The sequence below is a fragment of the Streptomyces sp. NPDC055955 genome, from assembly GCF_042270245.1.
GTDB lineage: Bacteria > Actinomycetota > Actinomycetes > Streptomycetales > Streptomycetaceae > Streptomyces.
Window position 1 is genome coordinate 45,065 of the sequence record NZ_JBHJYS010000016.1, and the last position, 22,440, is coordinate 67,504.

Here is a 22,440-nt window from a genome sequence, read left to right on the forward strand (position 1 = left end):
GGAGGGACGAGGGGGCCCGTCCGGCCCGGGCCGGACGGGGTCAGCCCGCGGACTCCCCGGCGTGCGGGCTCAGGACGCCCGCCGTCACCAGCGCGATCAGCACGATGCCGAGCAGGATCCGGTAGTACACGAACGGCATGAAGCTCTTCGTCGAGATGAACTTCATGAACCATGCGATCACCGCGTATCCGACGCCGAAAGCGATGATCGTCGCGAAGACGGTCGGGCCCCAGGAGACGGAGCCGTCCTGCCCCGCGTCCTTCAGCTCGAAGACTCCGGAGGCGAGGACGGCGGGGATCGCGAGGAGGAACGAGTAACGGGCCGCGGCCTCGCGGGTGTACCCCATGAGGAGGCCGCCGCTGATGGTCGCGCCGGAGCGCGAGACTCCGGGGATCAGGGCCATGGCCTGGCAGACGCCGTAGATCAGCCCGTCCTTGACGCTGAGATCCTTGAGCCCCTTGCGCTCCCGTACCGCGCGGTGCTTGCCGCCGACCTCGTCGCGTGCCGCGAGACGGTCGGCGACACCGAGGACGATGCCCATCACGATGAGGGTCGTCGCGGTCAGGCGCAGATCGCGGAACGGGCCCTCGATCTGGTCCTTGAACGCGACACCGAGCACGCCGATCGGAATCGAGCCCACGATCACGAGCCAGCCCATCTGCGCGTCGTGGTCGCTGCGCAGCGCCTTGTTCGTGAGGGAGCGGAACCATGCGGAGATGATCCGCGCGATGTCCTTGCGGAAGTAGATGACCACCGCCGTCTCGGTGCCGAGCTGGGTGATCGCCGTGAACGCGGCCCCCGGGTCGTGCCAGCCCGCGAAGGCCGCGGTCAGCCGCAGATGCGCGCTCGACGAGATGGGCAGGAACTCGGTCAGCCCCTGGACGAGCCCGAGGATGAATGATTCGAACCAAGACATGAAGTTACGCGATCCAAGTGCTGACGTGAGCTGACCGCAGACGCGCAGGCCAGGGGCGGACACGGAGGAAGGACGGACGGGCGGGCGAGGCCGTACGGGTCAAGGGGTACGGAAGTGGAAGGGCGCCCGCCGTGGGGCAGCGTAGCGCCCTTGTGTGAAGAGACGATGACAGGCCCTCTTCACCCGGACGGCCGCTACGCCACGGCCGGTCCCGCCGTGGTCCAGCCGGGGGCCTGCGGATGGGCGCTGAGGTCCTCGTGGTGGACGGTGTCGCCGCACGCGGAGCAGGTCACGACGGGGACCAGTTCGTTGCCGCAGGTGTGCTCGATCACCATCGGGCGGTCGTCGTCCTCGCGCAGATGACGGTCGCCCCACGCCATGAGGGTCATGAGGACCGGCTCCAGTTCGAGCCCCGCCGCGGTGGGCCGGTACTCGAAGCGCTGCGGGCGCTCCTGGTAGGCGACCTTCTTGAGGATGCCGGCGTCGACGAGGCGGCGCAGACGCGTCGCCAGGATGTCGCGCGGCGCCCCGATGTTGCGCACCAGCCGGTCGAAGCGTCCGTTGCCGAGGCACACCTCGCGCAGGACCAGCAGCGAGTACTTCTCGCCGACCACGGCCAGCGTGTCGGCGATCGAGCAGGGGCGCGGGTCCTTGGCGGCTGGCATGCGCATCAGTGTAAGGGAGGGTTTGCTTTTCCAACTAACAAGGCTATGGTGAGTTCAGTTTTCCTACTCACTGGTAGTTCGGCGCCGGGCAAAGCCCCGTCGGCCAAGGAGGCCCGCACCATGCGTGACGCAGTCATCGTCGAAGCCGTACGCACCCCCGTCGGCAAGGGAAAGCCGAACGGGACGCTCGCTCATGTCCACCCCGTCGAACTCCTCGCCCACACCCTGCGCACCCTCGTCCGGCGCGCCGGGATCGATCCCGCGCACATCGACGACGTCATCGGCGGCACGGTCGACCAGGTCGCCGAGCAGGCCATGAACACCACCCGGTACGCCGTCCTGTCGGCGGGCTTCCCGGAGTCCGTGCCCGCCACGACCGTCGACCGGCAGTGCGGCTCGTCCCAGCAGGCCGTGCACTTCGCCGCGCAGGGCGTGATCTCCGGCGCCTACGACATGGTGATCGCCGGCGGCGTGGAGTCCATGAGCCGCGTGCCGATGTGGTCGAACGTGCCCGAGGGCGCCGACCCGTTCGGTCCCGGTGTCGCCGAGCGCTATCCGGAAGGGCTGGTCCCGCAGGGCGTCAGCGCCGAGCTGATCGCCGCCAAGTGGTCGCTGTCCCGCGACCTGATGGACGCCTACGCCGTCGAGTCGCACCGCAAGGCCGCCCGGGCTTGGGCGGACGGGCTCTTCGACGCCGAGGTCGCGCCCCTCGAAGGGGTCACCCGAGACGAGTCCGTGCGCCCCGGCACCACCGCCGAGATCCTCGCCGGGCTCAAGCCCGCCTACTACGATCCGCACTTCGCCGAGCGCTTCCCGCAGATCGACTGGTCGGTGACCGCGGGCAACGCGAGCCCCGTCAACGACGGCGCCTCCGCCGTGCTCATCACCACCAGCGAGAACGCGGCCCGGCTCGGCCTGCGCCCTCTCGCCCGCCTCCACAGCTTCGCCGTCACCGGTTCGGACCCGCTCCTGATGCTCACGGGCGTCATCCCCGCCACCGAGAAGGTGCTGCGCAGGGCGGGTCTCGAGCTGGGAGACATCGACCTGTTCGAGGTCAACGAGGCGTTCGCGGCCGTCGTCCTCGCCTGGCTCCAGGAGACCGGCGCCGATCCGGCGAAGCTGAACGTGCACGGTGGGGCCATCGCACTCGGCCACCCGCTCGGCGCGAGCGGCACCCGCCTGATGACCACCCTGGTCCACGCGATGCGCGCCCGCGGCGCACGCTACGCACTCCAGACGATGTGCGAGGCCGGCGGGCTCGCCAACGCGACCGTCCTCGAAGCGCTCTGAGCCGTCAGCAGCGCTCCGAGCCCCCGGAGCGCGTCAGCCGCGGAGGCGGTGCCGCTTGCACCACGCGACCACCGCCGCCGCCAGCCCGGTCAGCGCGATGAACCCCATGGCGATCAGGAACGCGGGCGACGTCGGCGTCGAGGCCCTGGCCCCGGCGACGACGTACGCCGCCGTATTGGGGACCGAACCGATCGCCGTGGCCAGCAGGAACGGCGCCCAGCGCATGCGCGAGACCGCGGCGCAGTAGTTGGCCGCCCAGAACGGCACACCAGGAAACAGCCGAGCCGCCAGCATCGAACGGAAGCCGTGCCGGCTCAGCTGTCCGTCGGCCGCCTTCAGCCAGCGGCCGCGTACGAGGGGCCGCAGGGCCTCCTGGCCGAGCACCCGGCCGAGCCCGAACGCCACCCCGGCGCCGAGCACCGTGCCACCGAGCGACGCGAGGGTGCCGAGCTGGGAACCGAAGAGCGCGCCCGCCGCGAGGTTCAGGAGCGGCCGCGGGACGAAGGCCACCGTGCACAGACCGTACGCGACGCCGAACAGGACGACCGCGCCGGCGCCGCTCAACTGGGGTGGCCAGCCGTCGGCGAGCAGCCGCTGCGGTTGGAGGAGCAACACCGTGGCCCCGCCCGCGGCGAGCAGCGCCACCAGGAGCGACAGCCGTGACCACGGGGACAGCAGAACTCTCGTGCAACGCAGGGCAGGGCCCGCCGGCCGGGCGGCGGCGAGTCCCTCGGGACGGGTCGCGACGGTGTCGGGCATCCGGGGAGACTAACCGACCCGGATGTAAGTTCGCCGTAGGGTTGCGTCGCATGACCGTCACAGTCCCGCGCAGTGCGCCGGCCGACACCCTGCTGGAGCGTCTCACCGCCGTGTACCCCACGGCGGCGGACCCCGAAAGGGCCGGGCAGATGCGCGCGTACATGAAGGACGTGGCTCCCTTCCTCGGTCTCACCACCCCCGTACGCCGCGCGCTCTCGCGCACGGTGCTGGCCGGCGTCCCGCGCCCCGACGAGAGCGACTGCACCGCGCTCGCGCTGCGCTGCTGGGAGCTGCCCGAGCGCGAGTACGCGTACTTCGCGGTCGACTACCTGCGCCGGCACGCGGGCCGCTGCTCGTCCGACTTCCTGCCCGTCGCCCGGCATCTCGTGTCGACGGTCCCGTGGTGGGACACCGTCGACCTGCTCGCCGCGCACGTCGTCGGCGCGCTCGTCGCGGCCGACCCGCGCCTGGCGAAGGACATGGACGCGTGGATCGAGGACGACGACCTGTGGATCGCCCGCACCGCGCTCCTGCACCAGCTCCGCCGCAAGGGGACGACCGACACGGAGCGCCTCTTCGGCTACTGCCTGCGCCAGGCGCCGCACCCCGACTTCTTCATCCGCAAGGCCATCGGCTGGTGCCTGCGTGAGTACGCGAAGACCGACCCGGACGCCGTACGTTCCTTCGTCGCCGCCCACCGGGACCGGCTCGCGCCCCTGTCGGTGCGTGAGGCACTGAAGAACATCGGGCCCTGAACTCCCTTACACCCCAAGGGAGACCGGGCCACCCGTGGAAGCGCCCGGGCCGCCGGAAAACCGTTCGACCCGCGCCGCTTCTTCGGCGATGATCGGCGTCATGTTCCGGTACGCCTTCCCCGCAGCCACGTCCGCAGTCGCGGACGCTGCGAAGGCTGCCGTCTTCCTGGCCGCCGCAGCAGACGGCGCCCGAAGCTGACCCTCTCCGGACATTCCGGCGGACCCCGCAGGGGGAGGGTCGGTGGGAATCCGGGGTCCCCGCCTCATCGAGGAGGCCAACACACCCTGTTCCGCTGAGGAACACGTTCCGGGAGGAACCACCCAGTCATGCCCAAGACGGCATACGTGCGCACCAAGCCGCACCTCAACATCGGCACCATGGGCCACGTCGACCACGGCAAGACGACCCTCACCGCCGCCATCACCAAGGTCCTCGCCGAGCGCGGCGCCGGCACGTTCGTGCCGTTCGACCGCATCGACCGCGCCCCGGAGGAGGCCGCCCGCGGCATCACCATCAACATCGCGCACGTCGAGTACGAGACCGACACCCGCCACTACGCGCACGTCGACATGCCCGGCCACGCCGACTACGTCAAGAACATGGTCACCGGAGCCGCGCAGCTCGACGGGGCGATCCTCGTGGTCTCCGCGCTGGACGGGATCATGCCGCAGACCGCCGAGCACGTCCTGCTCGCCCGCCAGGTCGGCGTCGACCACATCGTCGTCGCCCTCAACAAGGCGGACGCGGGGGACGAGGAGCTCACCGACCTCGTCGAGCTCGAGGTCCGCGAACTGCTCTCCGCGCACGGGTACGGCGGCGACTCCGTCCCCGTGGTGAGGGTCTCCGGGCTCAAGGCTCTTGAGGGCGACCCCCGTTGGACCGGGGCGATCGACGCGCTGCTCGACGCCGTGGACACGTATGTGCCCATGCCGGAGCGGTACGTGGACGCGCCGTTCCTGTTGCCGGTGGAGAACGTGCTCACCATCACCGGACGGGGCACGGTCGTCACCGGCGCCGTCGAGCGCGGCAGGGTGCGCGTCGGCGACCGCGTCGAGATCTTCGGCGCGGACACCGACGCGGCGGCGACCGTGGTCACCGGCCTGGAGACCTTCGGCAAGCCCATGGAGGAGGCGCAGGCGGGGGACAACGTGGCGCTGCTGCTGCGCGGAGTGCCCCGCGACGCGGTCCGCCGCGGCGACGTCGTCGCGGCCCCGGCCAGCGTCAGCCCGAGCCGCCGCTTCACGGCCCGGGTGTACGTCCTCTCGGCGGCCGAGGGCGGCCGGACGACACCGGTCTCCACCGGCTACCGCCCGCAGTTCTATCTGCGCACGGCGGACGTCGTCGGCGACGTCGACCTCGGCGAGAGCGCCGTCGCCCGGCCCGGGGACACCGTCACGATGACGGTCGAGCTCGGCCGCGACATGCCCCTGGAGGCGGGCCTCGGCTTCGCGATCCGCGAGGGCGGGCGCACCGTCGGCGCGGGCACCGTCAGCTCCGTCGGCTGAACCGCACCGCCCGTCTCCCGCACCCCGCGGGAGGCGGGCGGCCGCACGTCGGCCACACTGGATTCCGGAGCCGGCAGGGAGGTCTCACGTGGCAGGCAGGGCACTCGTACTCGGGGGCGGTGGCCTCTCCGGCATCGGCTGGATCTCCGGAATCCTCCACGGCCTCGCCGAGGCCGGCGCCGACCTGTGGGACGCCGACACCGTGATCGGCACCTCCGCGGGCTCCGTCGTCGGAGCCCAGCTCACCTCCGGCAGACTGACTCACGCCGAGCTGTACGAGCGCCAACTCGCCGAGCCCGTAGGGGAGATCGCCGGGCGCCTGGGCGCCGCCGCCACCCTCCGCCACGCCCGCGCTGCGCTCTCCTCCCACACGCCGGAGGACTTCGGCCGCAAGGTGGGCCACATCGCGCTGGCCGCCGACACCCCGGACGAAGCGACGCGCCGCGCGGTCATCGCGGGGCGGCTCGTCTCCCACAGCTGGCCCGAACGGCCGTTCCTGGTGACGGCGGTGAGGGCGACGACCGGCGAGTTCCGTGTCCTCGACCGGGGCAGTGGCGTCGGCCTGGTCGACGCCGTCGCGGCCAGCTGCGCCGTGCCGGGCGTCTGGCCGCCGGTCACGTTCGGGGACGGCCGCTGGATCGACGGCGGCGTTCGCTCCCCGTCCAACGCGCACCTCGCCGAAGGCCACGACCGCATCGTGATCATCGCCCCGGTCGCCTCGGGCGGCGGCACCCTCGCATCGGCCCGCGCTCAGGCGGAACGCCTTACCGCGGGCGGGGCGCGGGTCACCCTCGTCACCCCGGACCGCACCACCAGAAAGGCGATGGGCCACAACAGCCTCGACCCGGCACACCGCGCCCCCTCGGCCCGCGCGGGCCGGGATCAGGCGCCGGCGCACGCGGCGGCCGTGGCCGAGGTGTGGGGCTGAGCAAGGCCCTGGGCGAGCGCCGTGCGGCTTGCCCCCTGCTGCCCGTACGCCCGGCGCATGCCACCCGGCACGCCCGTCGCACGACAGACGCCCTCCGGTGAGCCGGCCACCCCGCGGACCCGTCCACCCCGTGAACCCCGCCCCGCCCCCGCCACTCCCACCGCCCGGCACAATGGACGCGTGGACGAGCCGATACCCGTGACCAGGACCGTGGACCACGGCACCGCCAAGCTGATGCCCGACGTGGACCGGCGCAGGGCCTGGCTGCTCACGGTCGACGGGGCGCCGCAGTCGTACGTCGATCTGGACGCGCCGGAACACCTCGAATTCGAGTACGCGCGCCGGCTCGGGCATGTCCTCGACTGTGCGGACGAGCCCGGAAAGCCGCTCGACGTGCTGCATCTCGGCGGTGGCGCGCTGACCCTGCCGCGTTACGCGGCGGCGACGCGGCCCGGCTCACGTCAGGACGTGGTCGAGGCGGACCGGGGGCTGCTCGCCCTGGTCGCCGAGCACCTGCCCGTGCCCGACGGAGCGGGGATCACCGTCCATGGGGCCGACGCCCGCACCTGGCTGGAGTCGGCCGACGCCGACAGCGCCGACGTACTCGTGGCGGACGTCTTCGGCGGCTCCCGTGTCCCGGCCCATCTGACCACCGTGGCGTACGCCGAGGCCGCCGAGCGGGTCCTGCGCCCGACGGGCGTCTACGCGGCCAACCTCGCGGACGGCACGCCCTTCGCCTTCCTCCGCTCCCAACTCGCCACGTTCTCCACGGTGTTCGAGCATCTGGCGCTGATCGCGGAGCCCACCGTGCTGCGCGGCAGACGCTTCGGGAACACGGTCCTCGTGGCCTCCCACGAGGAACTCGACATCGTGGCGCTCGCCCGGCGCGCCGCCGCCGACGTGTTCCCGGCCCGCGTCGAGCACGGCGCTCAGCTGCGCCGCTTCACCGGCAGCGCGAAGCCCGTACGGGACGCGGAGGCGGTGCCGTCACCCGAGCCGCCCGGCGGCTCCTTCGGCATCGGCTGAGAGGAGCACCGGCTCGGGCGCGGGCCCGTGCTGCTCGACGGTGTCGGGGCGGCGCGTCAGCCGGCGTACCTCCGGCACGAACAGGACCGCGCCCGTCGCGACGACGACGAGCGCCGCGCAGCCCCACAGCGCGGGGGCCAGGCCGAAGGCGGCCTCCGCGGGACCCGCGAGCGCGGTGGCGACCGGCACCATCGCGACGGAGCCGAACCAGTCGTACGCGGAGACCCGGGACAGCTTGTCCTCCGGGATCTCCTGGTGCAGCGCCGTCATCCAGGAGACGCTGAACACCTCGATCGTCACGCCGCTCACGAACATCACGCAGACCAGCACGGCAAGAGGCACCGGTACCGCGAGCGCCGCCGAGGGCAGCGCCAGCGGGAACACGCACAGTGTCCCGGCGAGCAGCAGCCGGCGCGGCTTCCACCGCATCATCAGGAACGCCCCGGCGACGGTCCCGATGCCGAAAGCGCCGAGCGCGAGTCCCCAGGGCCCGGGGCCGCCGAGCGAGTCGCGCGCGACCAGCGGGCCGAAGACCGCGTCGGCGGCGCCGACCACCGCGACCACGACGGAGAACTGCGCGACGATGCCCCACAGCCACGGCCGGCCGATGAACTCGTGCCAGCCGTCCCGCATATCGGCGAGGAGGCCTCCGCCGGGCTCGCGCGGCGCGATGTGGCTGACGTCGAGGAAGGAGCGCAGGGTGCCCGCGACGGCGAACGCGACCGCGTCCACGGCGAGCACCCAGCCGGGCCCGACGGCCGCGACCATCGCACCGCCGAGCGCCGCGCCGCCCACGGCCGCGCCCGACATCGCCATCCGGAAGAGGGCGAAGGCGCGGCTCGCCTGCTCCCGGTCGACCGACGACATCAGCATGCCTTCGGCGGCGGGGTTGAAGAAGGCCTGCCCGGTGCCGCCGAGCGCGCTGAGCAGCATCATCTGCCACAGCTCGGGCCTGCCGGTCAGGACGAGCAGCGCGAAGGCGCCCTGGGAGAGGAAGTTGAGCGCGTTGGCCGCGACCATCACGTGGTGGCGGGGCAGCCGGTCGGCGACGGCTCCGCCGACGAGCAGGAACAGGACGAGCGTCAGGGTGCGTGACGCGGCGACGAGGCCGACGTCCCCGCCGTCGCCCCCCGTCTCGAGCACCGCGAACGCGGACGCGATCAGCGCGCCGTTGCTGCCGAGGGTCGTCACGAACGCCGCGAGCGCCAGCAGGCTGTAATTGCGGCCCGCCCACGCGGGTCGGCGGGGTCTGAGCGGGGAAACGGCGGCAGAGTTCACTGAGGGACTATCGCCGCAGTGGGTCCGACTTGCCAAACGAGATTCTTTCCACCCGGCCGAACGCGAGCGGTCCCGGCGCGTCACGCGGATGGATCGATCATGAATCTTCGTGTCATGGTCACGCCGCATCGGAGCCTCGTGGGCGCCGGCTGATCCTCGAGGAAAAGGGACGAGATGCGGAAGCAATTCTCGTCTCTTCGTGCGGCGGCGGCGCCGGCGAGCGTGGCCCCGGCCGCCGGCGATCACGGCCGTGATCGACCACATCCACAAGAACAACTCGGCGCACGCCTACTGGACCTGCACCGACAGCTCCGGCAACCCACTGGTGCGTACCGGCAGTTACCGGCGACCGAGGACGCGATCTTGGCAGGTGGGTCTGCCGGGACCACCCGAGCCGATCGCATCACGCCGCTGACAACGTCCGGCCTGCCCTCCATCGGGCGGACCGGACGCCGGCCCGTGCGGCTCACTCCACGCTGGGGTCACCCTGGAGCCGTACGGTGCTGAGGATCTTCTGCACCGTGGCGTCGGGGACCTCGTCCTTCACGCCCTTGGCGCCGTAGAACGTCCAGGAGACGAAGTCGCCCTGGGAGTTCTTGAAGGCGAACACGGTGGCCTTGCCGTCGGTGTCGCACTTGCCGGTCTTCGGCACACCGGACGAGAAGGTGGTCGCCACGCTGCCCTTGACGCCGGAAGCGGTCGTGAAGTCCTTCGGCTTACCGATCGTCAGGAGCTTCTTCGACGCTTTCTTCTGGTCCGTGTAGCCGCCGAACACCCACCACGCCGAGTCGTTGCGCGCGACGTCCTGGGTGTTCTTGGCGCCGTTCTGCCCCTTGGTGCCCGCCGCGGCGAGGGCGCTGTCGTCCTCGTTGCCGTCCTTGTCGTCGTCGGACGTGCACCACTTCTCCTTGAGGAACGCGGGTGCGGACATCGTGATGAGGGGCTTGCCGTTGTCGTCCTTCGCGTCCTCGAAGCCGGTGATCAGGCCGTCCGACTTGACGGCCCAGTCGGCCGGTACGTCGAACGCGGTCCCGTACTTGGGGTTCACGACGACCTGCCAGCCCGCGATGGTGGCCTTCGGCGCGTTCGCCGGGTCGCGCGGGTTGACGTCGTCGCTCGCGTCGGGACTCGGGTCCTTGGAGGCGGACTTCGTGGGGGACGTGGACGGCTTGGGGTCCGCCTTGTCCTCCTTGTCACCCCCGAGGACAAGGAAACCGGTCACGCCGGCGGCGACCACGACGGCCGCGGCCGCGACGATCGCGGTGATCTTCGTCTTGTTGCCGCCGTCGTTGCCGCTCGGCGGCTGGGGAGCGCCGAGCGGGACGGTGGGAGCGCCCCACTGCCCCGGAGGCTGCTGCCCGGGCTGCTGCTGGTACGGATTGGGCTGCTGCTGGTAGCCCGGCTGCTGATAGGGGTTGGGCTGCTGCTGGTACCCCGGCTGCTGGTACGGATTCTGGTCCTGCGGGTTCTGCTCGCCCCCGGGCGGCTGCTGTCCTGGCCACATGGCGCCCAACAATAGAGGTCCGGGCCGCCGCCGGCACCGTCGCCCTGTACCGGACGTGCAACGGTTCGCCGGCGGCCTCGTCGCCGCGTCGTGGCTCAGGAGTCGCTGACGTCCACGAGCCGCACGGTGCTGAGGATCTTCCGGACCGTGGAGTCGGGTACCTCGCCCTTGACGCCCGTGGGCCCGAAGAACGACCAGGACGCGAAGTCGCCGTCGGCGTCCTTGAAGGCGAACACGGCGGCCTTGCCGTCGGAGGAGCACTTGCCGTGCTTCTTCTGCTCGACGCCCGCCGAAGAGGCGGTCACCAGGCTGCCGTTGAGGCCGGACGCGGTGGTGTACGACTGGGCCGGCTTCGTGGTGATGCTCTTCTTGTCGGGCTGTGAGTACGCGCCGTAGACCCACATCGTGGCGTCCTTGGTGGCGGCTTCCTCGGTGCTCCTGGCGCCGTTGTTGCCCCGCGACCCGGTCGCGCCGAGCGAGGACTCCTCCTCGTTGCCGTCCTTGTCGTCGTCGGAGACGCACCACTTCTCTTCGAGGAACGCCGGGTTGCTCATGGCGATGAGCGGCTTCTCGCGCGGGTCGCCGTCCTTGGAGACCCAGTTGACCCAGCCGTTCGACTTCACCAGCCAGGTGGCGGGAACGTCGAACGCCATGCCGTGGTCGGTGTTCACGACCGTCTTCCAGCCGTGCACGGTCGGCTCGACAGCGCCGCCCGCACGCGGGTTGCCGGTCGCGCTCGGCGCGGCCGCCGAGGACTTCGTGGGGCCGGGCCCGGCGTTGTCGTCCTTCTTGTCCTTGTCGCCGCCGAGGACGAGGACTCCGGTGACCACGGACGCGACGACGACCACGGCGGCGGCCACCACGGCGATGAGAGCCGTCCGTCCGCGCTTCGGGGGTTCCGGCGACGGCTGGGGTGATCCGGCGGGCATCGTGGGCGCGTTCCAGACCTGCTGTCCGGACGGCTGCTGGTACGGGTTCGGCTGCTGGTACGGATTCGGTCGGCGGCCCTGCGGGTTCTGCTCGCCCCCGGGACCCTGCTCTCCTGGCCACATGGCGAGCAACGATAGAGCCACCGCCGGACCGAGGATGGCCAAGGTCGCTACTCGTGGGTAACATCACGCACCATGAGCGCAGAACAGATGTCGATCGGCGAGATGCTCGCCGCCACCGTGCCGATGGCCCGGACCCTGAACATCGAATTCCTCGAGACCACTCCGGAGAAGGCCGTCGTGGCCCTGCCGGACCAGAGCGAGTACCACAACCACGTCGGCGGACCGCACGCCGGAGCGATGTTCACGCTCGGCGAGTCCGCGAGCGGCGCGATCGTCCTCGCGGCGTTCGGGGACCAGCTGTCGCGGGCGGTGCCGCTCGCCGTGCGCGCGGACATCGCGTACAAGAAGCTCGCCATGGGCCCCGTCACGGCGACGGCCACGCTCGGCCGCCCGGCCGTCGACGTGGTCGCCGAGCTGGACGCGGGGGAGCGCCCCGAGTTCCCGGTGACGGTCGCGATCCAGCGCGCCGACGGTGCTGTGACCGGGGAAATGAGCGTCGTCTGGACGCTGCGCCCCAACAGCTGAGCCGCGTCCTGGTTTTCCTCGAGCAGGTAGGCTGCCCGGCATGCGCACCCGGGGGAGCGTGCGCCGGGCACACGCCCACCGACACGGGAGGAATCGGCGTTGCACGTCCAGGAATGGCTCGACACGGTACCGGCGGTCGCCATCTATGCCCTGGTGGCCGGGGTCATCGGGCTCGAAAGCCTGGGCATCCCGCTGCCGGGGGAGATCGTCCTGGTCTCGGCGGCGCTGCTGTCGTCCCAGCAGGGTGACGTCAACCCGATCGTCCTCGGCGCCTGCGCCAGCGCGGGAGCCGTCGTCGGCGACTCCATCGGATACGCCATCGGCCGCAAGGGCGGACGCCCCCTGCTGGCGTGGCTCGGCGACAAGTTCCCACGCCACTTCGGCGAGGCCCATGTCGCGACCGCCGAGCGCTCCTTCGAGAAGTGGGGCATGTGGGCGGTCTTCTTCGGCCGCTTCGTCGCCCTGCTGCGCATCTTCGCGGGCCCGCTCGCGGGCGTGCTGCACATGCCGTACTGGAAGTTCCTCATCGCGAACTTCCTGGGCGGGGTCATCTGGGCCGGCGGCACGACCGCCGTCATCTACTACATCGGCGTGGTCGCCGAGGACTGGCTCAAGCGGTTCTCGTACTACGGGCTCGCCGCGGCCGTGCTGATCGGCCTGGCGTCCATGCTGATCGTCAAGCGCAAGGCGAAGAAGGCGGCGGCCGAGGCGCAGTCGGTCCCGGCCGCCGAGTGACACGCGACGCCTGACGGCGGCCGTCAGCCGTCCGCGTGCGCCGCGCGGTGTGCCTTCGCCAGTTCCACGTAGAGCGTGCCGTTCAGGGTGATGCCCGCACGCTCCTCGTCGGTCAGCGGGCGCTTCACCTTGGCGGGCACCCCGGCGACGAGTGAGCCCGGCGGGACCTGCATCCCCTGCGGGACGAGCGCCTGGGCGGCGACCAGGGAGCCGGCGCCGATCACCGCGCCGTTGAGCACCGTGGCGCCCATGCCCACGAGGCAGTCGTCCTCGACGGTGCAGCCGTGCAGGACCGCGTTGTGTCCCACGGAGACCCGCTCGCCGACCGTCACCGGGAAGCCGGGGTCGACGTGGACGGTGCAGTTGTCCTGGATGTTGCTGTCGGCGCCGAGCACGATCGGGCCACAGTCCGCGCGCAGCACCGCGCCGTACCAGACACTCGCCCCGGCGTGCAGGGTGACCTCGCCGATCACGACCGAGGTCGGCGCGGCGAACGCCTCCTGGTCGAGCTCCGGGTCCTTGCCGCCGATCCCGGTGATGAGTGCCTGCTGGCCCATCGCTTCGTCTCCTCTTCGGTCTTCGCACAGCGGTGTCGCGCCAGAGCGAACCGTACGGGACCGCTTCGGGCTCGTGCCGCGTGGGGCGAAGATCACAGGCCAAGGCTCTGCGCGGCGGCGTACGGCTGAGTAACGTGTGGCTGTGCCGAAGAACTGGAACGCGTTCTCATCCCGCGCCTTCGCCGGACGTCTGGCCCATCGCGCGGTGCAGGCGGGCTGGCGCCTGGCGCAGCGCGCGGGCGCGGTCACCGCCGAGCATCCCGGCCGCTACCGCTTCGGGTCCCTCGGTCATGGCACCAAGCTGGCCTTCCCGCAGGGCACGGTCTTCGGCGAGCCCTGGATCCACCTCGGCGCGCACTGCATCGTCGCGGAACAGGTCACTCTGACCGCGGGCCTGATGCCCGACCTCGACCTCGGCACGGAACCGATCCTGCGCATCGGCGACGGCGTCGTCCTCGGCCGCGGCAGCCATGTCATCGCCGACACGACGGTGACGATCGGCAGCGACTGCTACTTGGGGCCGTACGTCTACGTGACCTCGACCAACCACTCGTACGACGACCCGCACCAGCCCATCGGCAGGCAGTGGCCGCGGATGGAGCCGGTGGAGATCGGGCCCGGCTGCTGGATCGGGACCGGCGCGGTGATCCTGCCGGGCGCGCGGATCGGACGGAACGTCGTGGTGGCCGCCGGCGCCGTCGTGCGCGGTGAGGTGCCGGACCACGCGGTGGTGGCCGGCGCGCCCGCCCGGGTCGTACGGAGCTGGGACGAGGAGAACGGCTGGCAGCCGCCGCTGCGCACACCCGCGCCCGCCCCGATCCCCGAAGGTGTCACCCCCGAGCAGCTCCTCGCGCTCGCCGACCTGGAAGAGCTCGACGAGGGCGTCCAGCCGGGCGCGAGCGCCTAGGGGCTTTCGTCCGGTCCGGATCGTGCCGGGCTCACGGGGCCGGTCCGGCATGATCCGAGCCGGAGTCCCCAAGGTCTGTCCGGACCGGTCCTAACCCGTGGCCAGCAGCACCGTGCCCACCAGTGCGAGGCCCGCCCCCGCGGCCTGCACCCCGCGCAGGCGCTCGCCGAGGAGGCCGCGCGCGGCGAGCGCTGTCACGACGGGGTAGAGCGAGGCGAGCACGGCGGCCACGGTGACCGGGCCCTGCTGCGCCGCCATCGCGTATGTGCCGTTGGCCGCCACGTCGGCGAGGCCCACGAACGCGAGCGCGGGGAGCGCGGACCGCACGGCCTGCATCCCACCGTCCTCGGGAAGCGCCCGGCCGCCGCGCCGCACGGACACGTACAGGGCCGTGCCGCCCGCCGCCACATTGGTCACCCGCTGCACGAAGAGCGCCAGGAAGAGCCCGGTCACGGTGGTCGAGGCCTCCGCGATCAGGGCCATCACCGCGCCGAAGCCGAACGCGGCGAGCAGCGTGAGCAGGACGGCCTGACGCTGCACGGGCGCGCCCCTGAACTGCGGGCCGCCGGCCAGGATCACCCCGGCGACGGCCACGCCGATGCCCGCGAACTGGAGCAGCCCGGGACGCTCCCCGAGCACCAGGCCCACGGCGACGGGCACGGTGACGCCGAGCGAGCCGAGGGGCGAGACGACGCCCATCGGGCCCAGGGCGAGCGCCTTGTAGAAGGCGAGCATGGCGACCGGGCCGACTAGGCCGGCCGCGACCGCGAACCACAGCTGTGGCCCCGCCTCGCTCCAGGCCCCGGTCGCGGCCACGATCGCGCCGAGCACCGCGACGGCGATGCTCTGCGAGACCACCACGACCGTGAGCGCGGGAGTTCGTCGCGTGAGGAGCCCTCCGCCGAAGTCGGCCAGGCCCCACATGAGGCTGGTGGCCAGGGCGAAGAGTGCTGTCATGGTCTGCCTCGCAGTACAGTGTGGTGAACGGCGGTGAATGCTTTGTTGCACCCCACGTTAGTTCAATGAATTGAACGCTGTCATCCAGAATATTGGACGGAATGTGTCGGACCTCGACCTGCTGACCCAGTCCCTCGGCCGCAACGTCAAGCGCTGGCGCACCGAGCGCGGCTTCACCCTCGACGGTCTCGCGACGCGCGCCGGGGTCAGCCGCGGCATGCTCATCCAGATCGAGCAGGCCCGCACCAACCCCAGCATCGGCACCGTGGTCAAGATCGGTGACGCGCTCGGCATCAGCATCACCACCCTGCTCGACTACGAACAGGGCCCGAAGGTCCGCATCGTCCCGCCCGAGCAGGCCGTGCGTCTGTGGAGCACGGACACCGGCAGCTACAACCGGCTGCTCGCCGGGACCGAGGCCCCCGGCCCCCTGGAGATGTGGGACTGGCACCTGGAACCCGGCGACGGCACTGGCTCCGACCCGCACCCCGCGGGCACGGTGGAGCTGCTCCATGTGACGGCCGGCGAGCTGACTCTCGTCGTGGACGGCGCCGAGTACCGCGTGCCCGCCGGATCCAGTGTCTCGTTCGAGGCCGACGCCTTGCACACCTACCGCAACGACGGCACCGAGGCGATGGAGATGACCATGGCCGTGTCGGTGCCGCCCGTACGCTGAGACGCCCGACTCGGCCGCCGCGGACGGCTGTTAGCGTGCCGACATGCGCGCACCCATCGGAAACTTCGACCACGTCCGCCCCGCTCCCGAGGCGCTCGACCTGCTGACGGAACCGGTGGCCGACGCCGTACGCAACTGGCACGGCACGGTCCCGGCGGAGCAGCTGATCCATGTCGACACCGAGCCCGAGTGGGCGGACACGGCCACGTTCGTCGAGCACTACGGCCCCGAACTGCTCGCGGACTCCGCGAACTGTGTCGTCGTCGCGGGCAAGCGCGGCGGCGAGACGACCCTCGCCGCCTGCCTGGTCCTCTCCGGCACCCGGGTCGACGTCAACGGAGTCGTACGCCGTCAACTGGGTTCCCGCAAGGCGTCGTTCGCCCCGATGGAGACGGCCACCGGCGCCACCGGCATGGAGTACGGCGGCATCACCCCGATCGGGCTGCCCGCCGACTGGCCGCTCCTCGTGGACGCGGCCGTCGTCGACCGGCCGCACGTCCTGATCGGCAGCGGAACGCGCCGCGGCAAGCTCATCGTGCCCGGCAAGGCCTTCCTCGACCTGCCCGGCGCGGTGGTCCTCGAAGGGCTCGGCGTGAACTGACCCCGCCCGGGGCCGAACGAACCCGGGGCCCGCCGCGTCTGAGGAGCGGCTCCGCGCACTGGCGCGGGGCGGTGCGGGGCGGAGGGATCGGGTGGGGCGAGGCATGAGAATCCGGACGGCGGCCGCGCTGGCGGCGGCGACGGCGTCGCTGGTGTCCGTGGCGGCCTGCGGCGCGGAAGTCCCCGAGGGCCTGGTGGTGGCCGGCTCGGCGCCGGCCGCCCCCTACCGCGGCCCTCTCCGGGCGACCGCGCCCGACATCGACGGCGACGAGGACGACGTCCAGGGCGGGGGTGCCTCCGTGCTCGCCCTCGAATGCGCGGGAGAGCCGTACCAGGGCGGCGCCGGGGACGACGGCTGGGGCGCGGCGGACGGCGCGGACTCGCCCGACGAGGCCCTGAACGGGCTCGTGGCCGACGAGTTCTCCCGGTCCCTGCCGCGGCGCGGCTATCGCGTCGAGCGCGAGGCGGGCCGCCGCGTCCTGTACTCGTACGACGTCGCCGGCCGCACCCGCGTGGCCGTGATCGTCGCCAAGGACCTCCCGCACAGGCCGGGTTGGGGTCTGGAGACGTACGCCCAGTGCGATCCGTCCGAGTTCGCCCGCCGGGACCGTGCCCACCTCGACATCCGGGTGTGGGCGGACCGCAAGGGGCACCCGGTGCCCGCGTCCGAGATCTTCAGCGCGGCCGGGCCCGAGCACTGCGACTGGCAGTCGGCGGAGTTCCTCCACCTCGGTGACCGTCAGTACCTCCGGGACCCCGAACACGCGCTGCCCCGCGAACTCCTGCATTCCTCGTACGCGCCGAGGACACGGCTGCCGGACGGGGCGACGGACACCGGGTACCGCGACGGGCGGCGCCGACTGTGGCTCTCCGCCGACAGGTCCGTGGCCTATGTGCGGACCGGGGGCGGCGTGGAGCGGTGGCCGGGGGCGATCGAGCCGATCGCGTGCAAGTGAGGACGGGGGTGCTCGGGCTCCCTCTCGGGGCAAGCACTCTCCCCGCCGTGTCGCCCCCCGCCGTGTCGCGGTCCGGGGTGACGCTGCCGCGGCGCGAGGAGCAACTGCCGCCTCGCGCACGGCGGTCACCCGGGTGGGGCGACTCAGCCCAGGCGCGGGATCTCGATCGCCGGGCACTTGTCCATGACCATCGCGAGCCCCGCGTCACGCGTGCGGTCGTAGGCCGCCTCGTCGATCACGCCGAGCTGGAACCAGACGGCCTCCGCCCCGATCGACCGGGCCTCGTCGGCGACCTGGCCCGCGAGGTGGGAGTTGACGAAGGTGTCGACCACGTCGACCTTGAACGGGATCTCTTCCAGGGACGCGTAGCCCTGCTCGCCGTGGACCGACTCGGCCTTCGGGTGGACCGGGACGACGCGCTTGCCGAAGCGCTGGAGGACCTCGGCGACGCCGTACGCGGCGCGCGCCCTGTTCGAGGAGAGGCCCACGACCGCCCAGGTGTCGCCGAGCTCCGTGAGGATCCTGCGGACCGTCTCCTGATCGCCGTACATGCGCTGCCTCCTGGGGGTCTACGGGTGTTCACCGTGGTCAACAGGGCGGTGTCGTGCGGGATTCCCGCCGGACGAGGTCACAGGAACGTGGCCGCGTGCAGGATGCGGATCATGGTCACCGCCGAGTTCGCCGACGACATCGCCGACGCCGCCGTGCCCACGGCCGCCGCCCACGCCGCCAGGCCGATCCCCGTGCCCACCGGTGGCCAGCTGTGCGCCGTGGGGGCCGGGCGCAGGAGGGCCGCGACCCGCCGCGGGACCGGGCCCGGCGCCGCGAGGCCCGCCAGCGTGGGGGCCGGCGCTGCGCGCGAGACGAGGGCGGCCTTGCCGATCGCACGGGCCACGACGCGGCGGTCGTGCACGGAGCGCGCCGCGTCCTCGTCGGCCCACCGCTCCGTCGAGTACGCCACCGCCGTGCGCAGCGGCAGCAGGAACGGATTGGCCCGCGCCGCCAACTGCGCCACCAGCAGATGACGATGGTGCCGGGCCGCCAGATGGGCCCGCTCGTGCGCGAACAGCGCCCTGCGCTCCGGCCCGGTGAGCACGGCCAGGAGCCCGGTCGTCACCACCACCCGGTCGCGGTCGCCACCGGGCAGGGCGTACGCGTACGGCACCGTGTCCGGCACGACCGCGACGCTCCGGTCGCGGGGCCCGGTGAGCGCGCGCCGGGCCCGCCGCCGCACCAAGTGGTGGCGGACGACGACCCGGGTACAGACCACGAGCACGACGGCGAGGGCGGGGATCGCGGCCCTGCCCGCCACCCCGTCGAACGGCACGGCCGCCCGCACCTCGGGGTCCGACCAGCCGTCGGGGAGGGGATTGCCGGGCAATTGGGCCGTGCCGACGACCATGAGCAGCGCCAGGCACAGCGTGCTGCACATGGCCATCACTGACGCGACGGCCGTCAGGAGACGGGTCGCGGTGCGCGGGTGCAGATGCTGCTGGGCGAGGCGCGCCACGGGCCAGGCCGTCAGCGGAAGCACCAGCGGCAGGAAGACGAAGACCCCCATCGCCCGGCTCAGCCCTCGCCGGGGCCGGGGGCTTCGTCCGGCCGTTCCGCCTGTTCGAGGAGGTCCCGCAGCAGTTGTTCGTCGCCCGGGGGGAGCGCGGTGACGAAGCGTGCGAGGACCGCCTCGCGGTTCGACTCGCCGTCGAGCACCTTGCGCATCCGCAGCGCCGCGAGCCCCGCCCCGTCGGCAGCCGGCGTCCACAGGAAGGAGCGGCCCTCGCGGGCGCGGGTCACCGCGCTCTTCGCGAGGAGCCGCGTCAGGATCGTCACCACGGTCGTGTAGGCGAGGTCGCCGCCGACCCGCTCCTGGACCCAGGCCGCCGTCACCGGGCCCGGCGCCTCGCACAGCGCCGAGAGGACCTGGGCCTCCAGCTCGCCCTGCCCCCGGCGCCGCGGCCGCCGGCCGTCGTGTCCGTCCCGCGTCATGTCCCGTCGCCCTCCGCCCCGGCCGTCACCCACACGTGGGCGCCACATCCTATTCCGCAGATGCGGGCGCGGGTCAGCCCACGTGGACGCGGGGCCGCCGGGCGGGGTCGGGCTCGGCGCGGCGCAGCACCTCGCGGGTGACCGGCGCGACCTCGCCGTCGCCGAACACCAGGAAGCGCAGCAGATGGCTGACGGGATGGCCCTCGGTCCAGTTGAAGTACGCGTGCGGCACCTCGCCCGTGCGGGCCCGCAGGCTCATCAGGACGGCCGCGATGGTGTTCGGCACGCCCGCGCCCTGGACACGCAGCCGTCGTACGCCGTGCTTCTCGTCGCCGTGGACCGCGACCGGCGCGGTGAAGTCCGACGAGTCGTGGACGAAGACCTCCAGGAACAGGACGGGCCGCCCGTCCGGGATGTGGGTCTGCTCGCGCTGGCTGTACTCCTTGGCGCGGTACTCGGCCTTGGAGTGCTCGTCGGGCTCGTTCGCGATGATCCGCAACGGGCCGTGGCCCGCGGCCTCGTCGACGATCCGCGCCGCCGTCTCGTCGAACGTCACCTCGCCCGCCCGCAGTTCGAAGGCGCGGTGCACGCGCGACGCGAACGAGGTGAGGAGGATCCCGACGATGAAGAGGAGGGCGATCTTGATGCCGTCGGGCCGCTCGATGACGTTCGTGACGAGCGTGTACCCGAACACGGCGGTGATCGCCCCGAAGCCGACGGTCGCGGCCTTGTGCCCGCGCGAGCGCACGGCGACCGTCGAGGCGAACGACGCCGACAGCATCAGGACCAGGACACCGGTCGCGTACGCGCCGCTCTGGTCATCGACGTTCGCGTTGAACCAGAGCGTGATGAAGACGGCGATCGCCATGAACAGGAGCACCAGCGGACGGACGGCGCGCGTCCACTCCGGGGCCATGCCGTAACGCGGCAGGTAGCGCGGCACCAGGTTGAGGAGCCCCGCGAGCGCCGAGGCTCCGGCGAACCACAGGATGGCGATGGTCGAGACGTCGTACACGGTGCCGAAACCCTCGCCCAGGTACTGGTGCGCGAGGAACGCGAGGGCGCGGCCGTTGGCCGGACCACCGCTCTCGAACGCGGACTGGGGGATGAGGATCGTCGTCGCGAGACTCGAGAGCAGCAGGAAACCGCTCATGATCAGCGCGGCCGTGGTGAGCAGCTTGCGGGTGTCCCGCACCCGTCCCTCGGGACGCGCGTACGTGTCCGTGGCGTCGCCGCGCACCTGGGGCATCACGGCGACGCCCGTCTCGAAGCCGGACATGCCGAGCGCCAACTTCGGGAAGACGAGGAGCGCCACGCCGATCATCGCGACGGGCGAGGAGTGCGCGGCGGTCATGGCGTCCCACCAGTTGCCGATCTTCACCGGCTCGGTCAGGACGTGCCAGGCGGCGGTCATGAGGACGACCACGTTCAGCATGAGGTAGAGGGCGACGAGCACGACCGCCACCCGTATCGCCTCACGGAACCCCTTGAGGAACACCGCGCCGAGGCCCGCCACCAGGAACAACGTGATCCAGATGTTCGCACCGTCGAGCGACGCGGGCGCGAAGGGGTTCTCGACGACGTGCGCCGCGGCGTCGGCCGCCGACAGCGTGATCGTGATCATGAAGTCGGTGGCGGCGAACCCGAGCAGAACGAGGACGAACAGCTTCCCCGCCCACCACGGCAGGAGCCGCTCCAGCATCGCGATGGAACCCTCGCCGTGCGGGGACTCCTTGGCGACGCGCCGGTAGACCGGCAGCGCGCCGCCGAGGGTGAGCGCGATCAGGACGAGCGTGGCCAGCGGGGACAGGAGTCCCGCGGCGAGTGCGGCGATGCCCGGCTGGTAGCCGAGGGTCGAGAAGTAGTCCACGCCCGTCAGACACATCACCCGCCACCACGTGTGACCCTTGTGCTCGTCCGGCGGCGTGCCGTGCGGTCCGGGGTGCCGGGCCGTCGTCTCGCTCAGACCTTCGAGGAGCCAGGACCGCCATCGGGGGGACGGCGGCCGGACGGCCGTGCCTTCGACGGGTTCGGCCTGCGTGCCGGTCATGGGGGAACTGCTTTCTGTCGTGCCGGTACGGACCCGGGGAGTGCATCCGCGCAGGAAGCCACGGGAAGGGACGTCCCGCGAGCGCTGCGACGACGAGCGAGTATCCACCACCGCGTGACCGGGGCGACGGGCGGGGCGAGCGAACCCCGGCACGCGGCATACGCTGGCCGGATGCAGGACGAGTACCGCACCGTGGCCCGTGAGGGCGTGCACGAGACCGAGATCAACCGCTCCCGGTTCCTGTGCGCGCTCGCGCCCGCGGCCACCGAGCGCGAGGCCCAGGACTTCGTGGCGCGCATCCGCAGGGAGCACCCCACCGCGTCCCACAACTGCTACGCGTACGTCATCGGCGCCGACGCCGCCGTGCAGAAGGCGAGCGACGACGGTGAACCGGGCGGCACGGCCGGCGTCCCCATGCTCCAGATGCTCACGCGCCGCGAGATGCGGTACGTCGTCGCCGTCGTGACCCGCTACTACGGAGGCGTGAAGCTCGGTGCGGGCGGCCTCATCCGCGCCTACGGAGGAGCCGTCGGCGAGGCGCTCGACGCGCTGGGCACCCTCACCCGGCGCCGCTTCCGGCTCGCCACCGTCACCGTCGACCACCAGCGGGCCGGCAAGGTCCAGAACGATCTGCGGTCCACGGGACGTGAGGTGCGTGACGTCCATTACGGGGAGGCGGTCACGATCGAGATCGGTCTGCCGGACGCCGACGTGGACGCGTTCCGCGCGTGGCTGGCCGATGTCACCGCCGGCACCGCCAAGTTCGAGCTCGGGGGAGAGGCGTACGGGGACGCGTGACCGGCTTCGGCGGC

24 protein-coding genes are annotated in these 22,440 nt (G+C 72.2%); 12 read left to right on the forward strand and 12 right to left on the reverse strand.

What is annotated here, in order from left to right:
• Positions 1-40 precede the first annotated feature (40 nt).
• Positions 41-916, reverse strand: coding sequence for an undecaprenyl-diphosphate phosphatase (locus tag ACFC96_RS28810; protein WP_376263510.1), 876 nt, complete (start codon positions 914-916; stop codon positions 41-43).
• A gap of 194 nt (positions 917-1,110) precedes the next feature.
• Complete coding sequence (locus tag ACFC96_RS28815) at positions 1,111-1,581, reverse strand: winged helix-turn-helix transcriptional regulator (protein WP_376263508.1); 471 nt, start codon at positions 1,579-1,581, stop codon at positions 1,111-1,113.
• A gap of 120 nt (positions 1,582-1,701) precedes the next feature.
• Here ACFC96_RS28815 and ACFC96_RS28820 point away from each other — a divergent pair, with 120 nt between their 5' ends.
• Positions 1,702-2,871: a thiolase family protein gene (locus tag ACFC96_RS28820; RefSeq protein WP_376614860.1), complete on the forward strand. Its 1,170-nt coding sequence runs from the start codon at positions 1,702-1,704 to the stop codon at positions 2,869-2,871.
• Positions 2,872-2,904: 33 nt separating this feature from the next.
• Here the strand turns inward: ACFC96_RS28820 and ACFC96_RS28825 are convergent, their stop codons facing one another.
• Positions 2,905-3,630, reverse strand: a complete 726-nt coding sequence (locus tag ACFC96_RS28825) for a TVP38/TMEM64 family protein (protein ID WP_376614861.1) — start codon at positions 3,628-3,630, stop codon at positions 2,905-2,907.
• A gap of 50 nt (positions 3,631-3,680) precedes the next feature.
• Here ACFC96_RS28825 and ACFC96_RS28830 point away from each other — a divergent pair, with 50 nt between their 5' ends.
• From ACFC96_RS28830 to ACFC96_RS28845, 4 genes are all read left to right on the forward strand, one after another.
• Positions 3,681-4,385 (forward strand): DNA alkylation repair protein, encoded by a 705-nt coding sequence (locus ACFC96_RS28830; RefSeq protein ID WP_376614863.1) that lies wholly within the window; start codon positions 3,681-3,683, stop codon positions 4,383-4,385.
• A gap of 327 nt (positions 4,386-4,712) precedes the next feature.
• Complete coding sequence (gene tuf, locus ACFC96_RS28835) at positions 4,713-5,891, forward strand: elongation factor Tu (protein ID WP_376263497.1); 1,179 nt, start codon at positions 4,713-4,715, stop codon at positions 5,889-5,891.
• A gap of 88 nt (positions 5,892-5,979) precedes the next feature.
• On the forward strand, positions 5,980-6,819 hold the full coding sequence (locus ACFC96_RS28840; protein ID WP_376614865.1) for a patatin-like phospholipase family protein: 840 nt from the start codon (positions 5,980-5,982) through the stop codon (positions 6,817-6,819).
• A 180-nt stretch (positions 6,820-6,999) separates the two neighbouring features.
• Positions 7,000-7,845: a spermidine synthase gene (locus tag ACFC96_RS28845; protein WP_376263491.1), complete on the forward strand. Its 846-nt coding sequence runs from the start codon at positions 7,000-7,002 to the stop codon at positions 7,843-7,845.
• Here the strand turns inward: ACFC96_RS28845 and ACFC96_RS28850 are convergent.
• The 3 genes from ACFC96_RS28850 to ACFC96_RS28860 form a co-directional block, all read right to left on the reverse strand.
• Positions 7,807-9,123: an MFS transporter gene (locus ACFC96_RS28850; RefSeq protein WP_376263488.1), complete on the reverse strand. Its 1,317-nt coding sequence runs from the start codon at positions 9,121-9,123 to the stop codon at positions 7,807-7,809. The two genes, ACFC96_RS28845 and ACFC96_RS28850, sit on opposite strands and share 39 nt — an antisense overlap.
• Positions 9,124-9,589: 466 nt before the next feature.
• The gene (locus tag ACFC96_RS28855) at positions 9,590-10,627 is read right to left on the reverse strand and encodes a hypothetical protein (protein ID WP_376614867.1); all 1,038 of its coding nucleotides are present in this window, start codon (positions 10,625-10,627) and stop codon (positions 9,590-9,592) included.
• Between the two features lie 95 nt (positions 10,628-10,722).
• Positions 10,723-11,679 carry a hypothetical protein gene (locus tag ACFC96_RS28860; RefSeq protein WP_376614869.1) on the reverse strand — a complete coding sequence of 319 codons (957 nt, stop codon included), beginning with the start codon at positions 11,677-11,679 and terminating at the stop codon, positions 10,723-10,725.
• An 87-nt stretch (positions 11,680-11,766) separates the two neighbouring features.
• On the opposite strand from ACFC96_RS28860, the gene ACFC96_RS28865 reads away from it, so the two are divergent.
• Together ACFC96_RS28865 and ACFC96_RS28870 are read left to right on the forward strand one after the other, a co-directional pair.
• Positions 11,767-12,204 carry a DUF4442 domain-containing protein gene (locus ACFC96_RS28865; protein ID WP_376614995.1) on the forward strand — a complete coding sequence of 146 codons (438 nt, stop codon included), beginning with the start codon at positions 11,767-11,769 and terminating at the stop codon, positions 12,202-12,204.
• Between the two features lie 99 nt (positions 12,205-12,303).
• On the forward strand, positions 12,304-12,939 hold the full coding sequence (locus ACFC96_RS28870) for a DedA family protein (RefSeq protein WP_376263481.1): 636 nt from the start codon (positions 12,304-12,306) through the stop codon (positions 12,937-12,939).
• 23 nt (positions 12,940-12,962) lie between these two features.
• Here ACFC96_RS28870 and ACFC96_RS28875 read toward each other — a convergent pair whose 3' ends face one another.
• A complete protein-coding gene (locus ACFC96_RS28875) occupies positions 12,963-13,496 on the reverse strand; it encodes a gamma carbonic anhydrase family protein (protein WP_376263478.1) in 534 nt (177 codons plus the stop codon).
• A 142-nt stretch (positions 13,497-13,638) separates the two neighbouring features.
• Here ACFC96_RS28875 and ACFC96_RS28880 point away from each other — a divergent pair, with 142 nt between their 5' ends.
• Positions 13,639-14,403 (forward strand): acyltransferase, encoded by a 765-nt coding sequence (locus tag ACFC96_RS28880; RefSeq protein WP_376614870.1) that lies wholly within the window; start codon positions 13,639-13,641, stop codon positions 14,401-14,403.
• 90 nt (positions 14,404-14,493) lie between these two features.
• Here ACFC96_RS28880 and ACFC96_RS28885 read toward each other — a convergent pair whose 3' ends face one another.
• Complete coding sequence (locus tag ACFC96_RS28885) at positions 14,494-15,360, reverse strand: EamA family transporter (protein ID WP_376263473.1); 867 nt, start codon at positions 15,358-15,360, stop codon at positions 14,494-14,496.
• A 103-nt stretch (positions 15,361-15,463) separates the two neighbouring features.
• Here ACFC96_RS28885 and ACFC96_RS28890 point away from each other — a divergent pair, with 103 nt between their 5' ends.
• The 3 genes from ACFC96_RS28890 (at position 15,464) to ACFC96_RS28900 (ending at position 17,592) form a co-directional block, all read left to right on the forward strand.
• Positions 15,464-16,036, forward strand: a complete 573-nt coding sequence (locus tag ACFC96_RS28890) for a helix-turn-helix domain-containing protein (RefSeq protein ID WP_376614872.1) — start codon at positions 15,464-15,466, stop codon at positions 16,034-16,036.
• 43 nt (positions 16,037-16,079) lie between these two features.
• Positions 16,080-16,637 (forward strand): YbaK/EbsC family protein, encoded by a 558-nt coding sequence (locus tag ACFC96_RS28895; protein ID WP_376263468.1) that lies wholly within the window; start codon positions 16,080-16,082, stop codon positions 16,635-16,637.
• Between the two features lie 103 nt (positions 16,638-16,740).
• Positions 16,741-17,592, forward strand: a complete 852-nt coding sequence (locus tag ACFC96_RS28900) for a hypothetical protein (protein ID WP_376614874.1) — start codon at positions 16,741-16,743, stop codon at positions 17,590-17,592.
• A gap of 143 nt (positions 17,593-17,735) precedes the next feature.
• On the opposite strand, the gene ACFC96_RS28905 is transcribed toward ACFC96_RS28900, so the two are convergent.
• The 4 genes from ACFC96_RS28905 to ACFC96_RS28920 all read right to left on the reverse strand — a co-directional run bounded on the left by ACFC96_RS28905 (position 17,736) and on the right by ACFC96_RS28920 (position 21,628).
• Positions 17,736-18,143 (reverse strand): CoA-binding protein, encoded by a 408-nt coding sequence (locus tag ACFC96_RS28905; RefSeq protein WP_376263462.1) that lies wholly within the window; start codon positions 18,141-18,143, stop codon positions 17,736-17,738.
• Positions 18,144-18,220: 77 nt separating this feature from the next.
• Complete coding sequence (locus tag ACFC96_RS28910) at positions 18,221-19,153, reverse strand: M56 family metallopeptidase (RefSeq protein ID WP_376263459.1); 933 nt, start codon at positions 19,151-19,153, stop codon at positions 18,221-18,223.
• 8 nt (positions 19,154-19,161) lie between these two features.
• Positions 19,162-19,578 (reverse strand): BlaI/MecI/CopY family transcriptional regulator, encoded by a 417-nt coding sequence (locus ACFC96_RS28915; RefSeq protein ID WP_340460889.1) that lies wholly within the window; start codon positions 19,576-19,578, stop codon positions 19,162-19,164.
• Between the two features lie 73 nt (positions 19,579-19,651).
• Positions 19,652-21,628 (reverse strand): amino acid transporter, encoded by a 1,977-nt coding sequence (locus ACFC96_RS28920; protein WP_376263456.1) that lies wholly within the window; start codon positions 21,626-21,628, stop codon positions 19,652-19,654.
• Between the two features lie 171 nt (positions 21,629-21,799).
• Here ACFC96_RS28920 and ACFC96_RS28925 point away from each other — a divergent pair, with 171 nt between their 5' ends.
• Positions 21,800-22,426, forward strand: coding sequence for a YigZ family protein (locus ACFC96_RS28925; protein ID WP_376263454.1), 627 nt, complete (start codon positions 21,800-21,802; stop codon positions 22,424-22,426).
• Positions 22,427-22,440: the final 14 nt, after the last annotated feature.